The organism is Bradyrhizobium centrolobii (assembly GCF_001641635.1).
Taxonomy (GTDB): domain Bacteria; phylum Pseudomonadota; class Alphaproteobacteria; order Rhizobiales; family Xanthobacteraceae; genus Bradyrhizobium; species Bradyrhizobium centrolobii.
In genome coordinates, this window is the sequence record NZ_LUUB01000133.1 from 1 (window position 1) to 8,940 (window position 8,940).

An 8,940-nucleotide genomic window follows, 5' to 3' on the forward strand; every position below is an offset into this window, starting at 1 on the left:
GCGCGGATTGAATTGATGACGGCAGTCTGCTGGCGGATGAACAGATGGCGCGCTCGATGAAGCATCAGACAGCTCTGTTGCTCGACCGTCTTGGTCGGCAAGAACCGCATGTTGGGTCTCGTGACCGCCTCGCAAATCGCCTCCGCGTCCGTGGTGTCGTTCTTCTGTCGCTTGACGTAGGGCTTCACGTAGGCCGGAGGCATCAACCGCACCGCGTGCCCCAATGTCTCCAGCTCACGGGACCAGTAGTGCGATGACGCGCAAGCCTCGATCCCCACCAGACATGGCGGCAGCTTCTGGAAAAATGCCAGGACGTGCTGGCGCCTCAACTGGCGGCGTATGACCGTGTGGCCAGCTGCATCAACACCATGCACTTGAAAGATCGACTTCGCGATATCCAGACCGATTGTCGAAATTGACGGCATAGCTTGCTCCTCCGAATCGTGGGAGCCTCAAACGGCGCCCACTCCTTGGCACTCTCGTGCCTGTGGAGGAGCCGTCCACAGCATCAGAAGCAGACCTGCTTCTTACCATGAGATCGCCTGACGGACCGGGTCCGCAAGGCGCTGTTATGACGCTGATCGAGTTGCGCCTACCAGCCAGAGTTGTGCTACAAGGCGGCTGATGAAGCCGGGCCGTGACTGGCTGTCGTCCTGTGATGTCGCGGTCTCGTCCTTGACGAGATTGGCCATGTCGTGGGCAACGCCGGGCAACCGACGGATGCCTTCCGGAATATACCTTAGCCCGAACCAGCCGCGCACCATCGCGGTTGTGAGCCAATGCCGGATGAAAAGATCGCTGGCAGCCGGGCCTTGCTCCAGCAGCGCCAGCGTCTCGCGGCGGCTTTGAGTCCAGTTCGGCGATCTCCGGTAGCACGCCGCCAAATAGAGCATCGCCGGGGCAAAGCCGCGCGCAGCGCCGGTCTTGTACACCTCTTGCGCCTCCTCGTAGCGCTTTGATCGCTCGTAGAGAGACCCAAGCCAGATAAGACCATAATCCGATCCGGCCTGATAGGCGCGGAGCAGCCACTTCTCCGCTTGCTCCAAGTCCTGTGGCGCGCCGGTTCCAAGGGAAAACATTTCCCCGACAGTGGCCATGCTCCAGACTGACCCCTTTTCGGCGAGCGCAAGATACTGCCCGAATGACTCCGACGGATCAGCCTGTTGCAGATCGTAAGCTTGGTGTATCGCCGCCGGGTCCGCTTCTCGCTCCATGACTTCAACGCTGTTGCTCTGCGCGTAAACCCATTCAATCATTTTCTTGTTGAACGTCGCGCGCGCCGCCTCGCACGCCTTGCACAGGATGCATTCCATCTCACAGCCTCCAACGACCACTCGCTTATAGCGAGTAGTGGAAATATAGGACACGCAATATGCAAGGAAAATAAATCGCGGGATCACCCGGGGCGGGTCAATAGACGGCTGGTATACTGCCAGTAAGCGTCATCGATAAAATGCAGTACAGTTCTGCATGTCTCGCTGGGTCTGCGGACCGGGTCTGACGTAACGTGCTTCGACGCGGAAGGGCTCCAGTGTCCGTTTCGGGTCCGAAATGCGAAGAACTCTAAACGAACAAAACTGGTCTGCTATGCCCCGGTAAACTGACCTCTATGAGACGCGCCGCCACTTCGCTGATGGGCCATTTGCAGACTCATGCACTGCTACAAACAGAAAGCACCGGCTCTCCCCTTAAGTGCTCTGGGTATGAGTCAGCACTATTGCGGCAAAAGTGCAACGATCCAGAAGCCAATCCCGGCCAGCGCTCCTGTTAGGGCGACCCCGAAGAGCCAGCGCTGCTGGCTGAGTATGGTCACGCTCGCAACGCTGATTGCGATCTGGAACAGCGCCAGCGACAAGAACAGGTTCTGCCGCGGCTCGCGCAGCGCAGCACTTTTGGTATCTGCGGCTTCAACCTGCCTCTCCAGTGCCGTAGCCTTGGCCTGCAGCTCCTCCTTTTGTTGCGCGTACTTTGCAAGCTTCTCGTCGTAGCCGGGGTGCGCCTCAGTTGGCGTCAACTGCTTCGCCAGCTCCATTAGGTGTGATTTGGAACTGACAGCCTGGTAATAGGCCCATTGATTGGCGGCATCCGTCTTCTTCAGCACCGCTTCGTTCTTGTAGAGGATCGCATCGTTAGCAACATGACTTGCCTCGTGTCCCACAATACCACCCATCGTAGCCACCACCGCTGTGAAGATCGCAACCCATTTGGCCAATCCAACTTCGGTCCCAGGCTGATGAGGAACGTGTATCTCTTCGCTCATTTGCAGCTGATCCTTGAAACCGCCTTCTGGCCGACCCCACCGACGCGACAATAACGCGACGATTTCCAGATCATCGGCGTCATGGCGATCCTCCTCTGGTCGCCCCGTTCAAGGTGGAAACGGAGTGCCCGGCCTTTCCGTTCCGCGCTCAATTACCGTCAAGAGGCGCGCGACGGGTGTCATGCCCGTGTCGGATTGCGCCGCCGGAAGGTCTGTGTCGGGTCAAAATGCGAAGAACTCAGCGTGAGCAAATCTAGTCCGCTATGCCCCAGTAAGCGGCCCGCAATGAGAGGTGTCGCCACTTCTCTGATGGGCCACTTCCGGACTCATGCATCGCAATAAACAGCACGCTACTCGATCATCTTATCGGCACGGGCAATAACCGTCGGGCTCAGCTCAATGCCAAGAACTTTCGCAGTCTTGAGGTTAAGAATGAGATAGTATTTTGAGGCCTGCTCCACCGGCAAGGCGTTGCAACGGCCGTTGGCAGATGATCTACTCAAGCGCGCGGTGCGGAAAAGGAAGATCGAGCGGCGGCATAATTCGGTCACTCTAGCGAGGATGGAGGAGCCCGATGTCAAGCGAAGAAAACAAGCGCCTTGTACGCCGCTTCTATGAAGAGATTGACAAAGGCAATCTCGACGCGATGGACGAATTGGTTGCCGAGAATTACGTGGATCATAGTCCTCCGCCTTTTCCCGGACTACGCGAAGGACGTGAAGGTCTAAAGCAGGGGTTCGAGATATTCTGGAAAGCGACGCCAGGCTATCACCAAATCGAAGATCAAATTGCCGAAGGAGACAAGGTCGTCACACGTCTCACTGCTTACGGCAAACACGACGGCGACCTACCAGGCGCTCCACGCACTGGTAATGATTAAGATGTCCTCCATAACTATACATCGTATTGCGAACGGGAAGCTTGCTGAGAAATGGGCAGAAAAGGACGTCCTCGGTTTTCTGAAGCAAATCGGTGTAATGCCACGTTAATTTTTGCTCGCCCGCTACGACGGGAGTCTGCCGCAACTCGGTGATCCTCGCGAGCGTGGAGGGTGGATGCGCGCGGAGGCCAGGGGCGCTGCAGCGGCCATTGCCGGATGACGCGCTCAAGATCGTGATGCGTGGCGCGGACAAGGAAGATCGCGCGGCAGTGTAATTTGTGCGCTCGGCCCCAAGTAACAGACCAAGAGCAGACGGCCCGGTAATGGACGCAATGGGCCCAGGACCAGACTCTTGGCACTGCAGTGAATTTGCGTCGCCGATGTCGCAAAGGGTCCATTCGGGGCCTTGCAGTCAATACAGGACTGACGGGAAGTAGCTTCCCTGCGGCTCACGGTACTCGCCGATCGCCATCAGCGTCATCGGCCTGATCGCACGGTAGCCTTGCATCAGACACCAGCGAAACAACGCCGCGCGTCGGGCCGGGGCCCGCACACGCCTGTCCCGCAGTACAACGATCGGTGCCCCCGTCGCGAGCGCGTCGCGCAACTCGTTCGTGCGCGTGTAGCCGTGGACGCTCTCGTGCAAGCCCTCGCAGCCTGCCATGTCCGACGCTGTTAAAGGTCGTATCTCCCAGTGCGGCGGCGGCGCGGTCTGCGGCGCGCCCGAGAGCACCACAAGAATTTCCCGCGCGTCGAAGCCAAGGGCCGCATAGAGCGAGAGTGACTGTACATTGAAAGTATCCTGAAGAAGACGGCCCCCCGCGCGCCGCGCGCTCGTTCGAGGACCGCTTCCATCAGTTTCCGCCCGGTCCCGTGCCCCTGCGCGGCAGGATCGACGACTATTGGACCAACCGCCCGGATCGGGTCTCGCTCGCTGAGAAAATTGAATCCGACGATGCGGCCGTTGGCTTCGGCCACCACTGCGAAGACCGAGGCGTGTCGAATGAAACCGCCGACGCGCCGCGTGGCGACGTCCACTGACGGAAAGATCACCGGAAAACCATAACGTTCATTGACGGCTCGAAATCCCTCGTAGCAGATGCGACCGCATGCGTTAGTATCTTCTTCCGTTGCAGGTCGAATGGCGATGTGCATTGGAGCCACCTTTCGAATATGCCCCATCTTAGCCGATCGAGCGGCGCAATGCGCTACGATGTTCTGCCGTCGGTGGCACGCTGATCTCGCAACGCCGATGGATGGCGGTCCCACGTCGCCTTTGGGTCACGAGCGTCGCCCTCTGCGATAGACGTCGGCCTGTCGATTTCCGCTATGCTCCGTTAGCGACCGATTGGTCTTTCGCTCGGCGCATTGAACGACAACGCCGCCGTTCACTTCAACAAATCATCCACGCCGCGGGCGAGCGCTAACGCTGTAGCAGTCCTGCCGCCTTCAAGGCTGCCGCGATGATCGGGCCGGGCGCAACGTGCGGCGGCGTGCCGGGTGCTGTGGGAACTTCCGGAACCGGGAGACCCGCAGCCTTGAAAGCCGCGGCGATCACGGCATTGGGGTCCAGCGGATAGCGCGTCTGCCGCTCTTCACCGTGCGCAAGCGAGGTTTCGGCTGAACTGTGCGGGCCTTCGGCGGCTGCTCCAGCGATGACAGGGGAGCCGCCGGTAGTCGGAATCTGAATGGTTGCTGGTACGGGCGCCGCGGCTCGCGGCACTTCAACCATCGATTCGTTGAGTTGCCAGAAGCGTGCGATGTGATGCGTAGAGGAGATTCCTACATCTAGGAAAAATGCGCCGGCAGAGCCGCAACTCCCTTCCGCCGTCGTCGCGAGCGGCACGCCATGTGACATGCCGCTGATAGAAAACGCCTCGATCAGTGCTTCACCGTTTGCATCGCTCCATACGCGGCGCGTGTGGTTCTCGATGAACTCTTGGCGCAAGGGACACTCCGAAAGCCCGTGCACGTTGGTCCATTGCCGAATGATGTCTTCACCGTTGGAAGGTTTTACGATCGGATCGCAGGTGCCGTGCCACACGGAGATTTTCGGCCACGGCCCGCGATGTCTCGATGCTGCTCGCAGGCGATCGCCAAGCGCTTGCGCGGCATGTTCGTGCTCGGTGAACATGGCCTCGAATGCTTGTTGAACGTTGCTGGCGCACCCATAGGGCAGTCCTGCAATGATGGCGCCGCCGGCAAAAACCTCCGGATATGTTGCGAGCATAACCGAAGCCATGGCGCCGCCGGCCGAGAGGCCGGTCACGAATACTTTGCGGCGGTCGGCGGCAAATGTCGCAATGGCGTGCTCGACCATTTCCCTGATCGAAAGCGCCTCGCCCTGGCCGCGCGCGATATCGCCCGGCAAAAACCACGAGAAACAACTTTTCGGATTGTTGGCGGGCTGCTGTTGCGGATAGACGACCGCGAAGCCGAGGCTGTCGGCGAGCGACGACCAGCCGGTACCGTTGTCATACTCGACGGAGGTCTGGGTGCATCCGTGTAGCGCGATAACCAATGGCGCCTTGGGCGGCAGGTCTTCAGGAGCGTAGGCGAACATACGAAGGTTGCCGGGATTTGCACCAAACCCGGTCAGTTCTCGCAGCCGAGTCGGGCGATCGGCCGGCGCCACCCGAGCGCGTGCCGCCTTGTCTCGGGCCGCTGCAAGAAGGCCTTCGAATTTGCTTCGATATTCCTGAAGAGGGGCAAGAACCTCGCGGAAATCGCGCATGGGAGCACAGCTATATTGCATCGCGAAACATTAGTGTGCATCGCAACATGGCGGGCTTGCGCAATGGAGTCAAGAACCGAGCCGGTAATTTCACGATCATCAACGCGAGGTCGTTCGACATCCTGGCCGCGAAGGGACAGGAGCGGTCCGGCAACTGGACGGCTTTAATCCACTTTTCGGGCGTGTCCGGGCTCTGAAGATCTCGCTTTTGCCGGAAATCGTAAGTCCGTCAACTTTGAGGACGCTTAGCTCGCATGCGTCTAGTCGGAGTCTGACGGGGGATTTTTTTGGTGCCGCCGCGAATGCCGGCAGACCCGAACAGGCTTGATCTGGGCCAAGGCAAACTTCCGCAATGGGTTAAAAGTGCCGGTCGAAACGTCGACCAGTCGCTTCCGGTCTACCTCGACGAGCCGACAATCCGAACTTCGCAGGCGGGCCAAAAGGCGACGTCACCGAAACAGCCGGTTCCCCAGCCAGATCAGGCCGATCAGTCAACTGCTTTCGAATACTGCACGGGCGACGGAACGGGTTTGCGCGGCCTAATCAGGTCTGGCGCTGCGGCCGAGAGTGCGGTCGACGTCGGCAACCGCCCCGTAGAGGTGCTGCCGCGAGAGCCAATGAAGGTCGTCCATGCGTTGCACAACTCCTGCCACAACCGGCACGTGGTGGCGTCGCGCAAGCTGCTCAAGCGAGAAAACGGACCACCAGGCGCGAAAAGCGACTCGCGTCCAAGCGCGCGCGTCCCAGCCGAGCAGGAGGACATCCGGCGCATACCTGCGCACCGCACGATTCAGGTTCCACGGGTACATGACGATGATGCCCAGGCGCACCGGTCGCGCCCCCTCCCACGGAAAGGATCTCGCGACGGCGGCAAAGGCAAATACGACCGAGCGACGGGCCACGTTGCTGGCAACCAGCCTCTCGATGACTCTAGAGACAAGTCCCGTCTCCTTCACCTCCACAAACAGTTCAAGGTCAGTCGGCCAAAGAAGCGACAGTGCCGCATCGAGGGTAAGCGCATTCTCGACATGACGCGGCCGCTCGTGTGACACCACCAATGTGTCGGAATCCGCTGCAAGGCAGACGTCGAATTCGACACCAGAAATTCTGCCGTCACGGGCGGCACGTGCGAACGCGGCGAGCGAGTTTTCACCCCGACCCGCGGACCATCCACGATGCGCAATAAGCTTCATGACGAGGTCCGTAAAGCCAAGCTGCGCGCGCCATGCAATCTCCCCGTAGAGAGAAATGTCAATCCGCGGCCACGATGTTGACCCCTGATCAGCGTAGGGCCAAAAGGCGACGTCACCGAAACAGCCGGGTTTGGGTCATTTGCATCGTTCTTGCCATGACCCGCCCACTTCCGGTCTACCCTGATAGACAGACGGTTTCAGAGCCCTGCCGGACTTCGCGTTAGGGCCCAGGCCGTGTGAAAATCACGCAACTTGGGGCGCGCCGGCGCATTCGCGGCCGCCGAGCTTCCAATTCGGTGGGATCGCCCCCGGTCATCTCAGTGGCAGCCAGGAGCTTCATGTAGGCGCCGATTTGGTCGCGCAGGGGCCAGCCTCACGCCCGCATCGCCTCCAGCAATCCGGCTACGCCCACGATCATCATCACGCGCTTCATGTTGTAGGCGAGCACGTTGAGCGCCATCTCGGTGGCCACCTTTGGCAGCTTTTTCGTGAGAAAGTGCGTAGCTCCCATCCAACACTTCAACGTGCCGAACGGGTGCTCCGCTGTCTGACGGCGGACACCCATTGCATTGGGGTTGTGGTCGAGCCGATCCTGAACTTTCTCCAGAACGGCCTCGTGCTCCCAGCGTGAGATGCGGCGCTCAGTGCCTGTCGTGCACTGAGCTTTTAGCGCGCAGGTTTTGCAGGTGCCTGTCCAATAGCGGCGCAGTATCTTTCCATCCTCTACGTTCGTATAGTGATCAGTTAGCCGCTCGCCGGCGGGACAGCGATAAACATCGTCGGCGGCGACATAGACGAAGTCCTGTTTGCCGAACCGGCCAGCAGCTTTGGCGCCCGAAGTCATCGGCTTCGGCAACGTCACTGTGATGTCGGCTTCCTCGCAGGCCCGGATCTCCTCTCCATCGTAATAGCCGCGGTCTGCCACGGCTTCGAGCGTCTCGACAGCCATCTCGTCGCGCGCCTGCCTGGCCATGTTGGCGAGTTGGTGGCGATCGGTACCCACGTTCGTCACCTCGTGAGCCACGATGAGATGATGCTGGGTATCAACTGCAATCTGCACGTTATAGCCAACGATCCCGGTGTCCTTGCCACTTGTCGCCATCGACCGCGCGTCAGGATCAGTCAGCGAGATCTGCTTGTCCTCGCTCTTCATCATCTCCGTATTGATCGCGGTGAGCCGGACGATCTCCTCCTTGAGCTTCTCGATCTTGCCCTTCAACCGCTCAACCTTCGCCGCAGGCACCGCATCGCCGTGCCGATCGGCGGTCTCGAGCTGCGACAGATACCGGGCGATGCTCTCGTCGATCCGCTCCAGGCGCCGCTTCATCTTCGCCTCGGTGAAGTTCTTGTCCCGCGCATTGACGGCCTTGAACTTCGATCCATCGATGGCGACGCTCGCTGCAGCAAGCAGATCAAGCTTGCGGCACAGTGCGACGAACTCGCGGCAGACCTCACGAATGGCCTTGCCATTGTCCTTGCGGAAATCCGCGATGGTCTTGAAGTCCGGCGCCAACTGCCCGGTCAGCCAGATCATCTCGATATTGCGTTGGCATTCCCGTTCCAGGCGTCGGCTCGACGGCACGCGATTGAGGTAGCCGTAGATATAGAGCTTGAGCATCATGCCGGGATGGTAGCCGGGTCGCCCCGTCTCGAATGGCTGGACGCCAACGAAGCCGAGCTTATCCAGATCGAGCCCGTCGACGAACACATCGACCGCACGCACCGGATTGTCCTCGGTCACGTAGTCGTCGAGCAGCGCGGGGAACAACGTGCTCTGACCGCGATCAACCCCTTCCACGAATCCCGCCATCGCTCGTCCCACCGATTCATTGGAGAACAATAGCAGAGGCGGAGTTTTCACACGACCTGGGCC

The 8,940-nt window shown here is 59.9% G+C and carries 9 protein-coding genes; 1 reads left to right on the forward strand and 8 read right to left on the reverse strand.

Translation table 11 applies throughout. From position 1 onward, the window contains the following. The 3 genes from AYJ54_RS46385 to AYJ54_RS46395 form a co-directional block, all read right to left on the reverse strand. Positions 1-425, reverse strand: a 425-nt coding sequence (locus AYJ54_RS46385) for an IS110 family RNA-guided transposase (RefSeq protein ID WP_136623502.1), incomplete at its 3' end; no start/stop codon positions are given. A 144-nt stretch (positions 426-569) separates the two neighbouring features. Further along, positions 570-1,313, reverse strand: a complete 744-nt coding sequence (locus tag AYJ54_RS46390; protein ID WP_136624401.1) for a tetratricopeptide repeat protein — start codon at positions 1,311-1,313, stop codon at positions 570-572. A 401-nt stretch (positions 1,314-1,714) separates the two neighbouring features. Then, on the reverse strand, positions 1,715-2,260 hold the full coding sequence (locus AYJ54_RS46395) for a DUF4337 domain-containing protein (RefSeq protein WP_063709253.1): 546 nt from the start codon (positions 2,258-2,260) through the stop codon (positions 1,715-1,717). 574 nt (positions 2,261-2,834) lie between these two features. Between AYJ54_RS46395 and AYJ54_RS48665 the strand changes: the two genes are divergently transcribed. Then, positions 2,835-3,140, forward strand: coding sequence for an ester cyclase (locus AYJ54_RS48665; protein WP_201724348.1), 306 nt, complete (start codon positions 2,835-2,837; stop codon positions 3,138-3,140). A 412-nt stretch (positions 3,141-3,552) separates the two neighbouring features. Here the strand turns inward: AYJ54_RS48665 and AYJ54_RS51025 are convergent, their stop codons facing one another. From AYJ54_RS51025 to AYJ54_RS46415, 5 genes are all read right to left on the reverse strand, one after another. Further along, positions 3,553-3,876, reverse strand: a complete 324-nt coding sequence (locus AYJ54_RS51025) for a hypothetical protein (protein WP_201724349.1) — start codon at positions 3,874-3,876, stop codon at positions 3,553-3,555. Next, positions 3,816-4,322 (reverse strand): GNAT family N-acetyltransferase, encoded by a 507-nt coding sequence (locus AYJ54_RS54275; protein ID WP_082906156.1) that lies wholly within the window; start codon positions 4,320-4,322, stop codon positions 3,816-3,818. Before AYJ54_RS54275 ends, AYJ54_RS51025 begins: the two co-directional genes overlap by 61 nt. A gap of 241 nt (positions 4,323-4,563) precedes the next feature. Beyond that, the gene (locus AYJ54_RS46405) at positions 4,564-5,874 is read right to left on the reverse strand and encodes an extracellular catalytic domain type 1 short-chain-length polyhydroxyalkanoate depolymerase (RefSeq protein WP_063709255.1); all 1,311 of its coding nucleotides are present in this window, start codon (positions 5,872-5,874) and stop codon (positions 4,564-4,566) included. Positions 5,875-6,413: 539 nt separating this feature from the next. Then, positions 6,414-7,067 carry a glycerophosphodiester phosphodiesterase gene (locus AYJ54_RS46410; RefSeq protein WP_063709256.1) on the reverse strand — a complete coding sequence of 218 codons (654 nt, stop codon included), beginning with the start codon at positions 7,065-7,067 and terminating at the stop codon, positions 6,414-6,416. Positions 7,068-7,440: 373 nt separating this feature from the next. Then, positions 7,441-8,877, reverse strand: a complete 1,437-nt coding sequence (locus AYJ54_RS46415; RefSeq protein ID WP_063696054.1) for an IS1182 family transposase — start codon at positions 8,875-8,877, stop codon at positions 7,441-7,443. Positions 8,878-8,940: the final 63 nt, after the last annotated feature.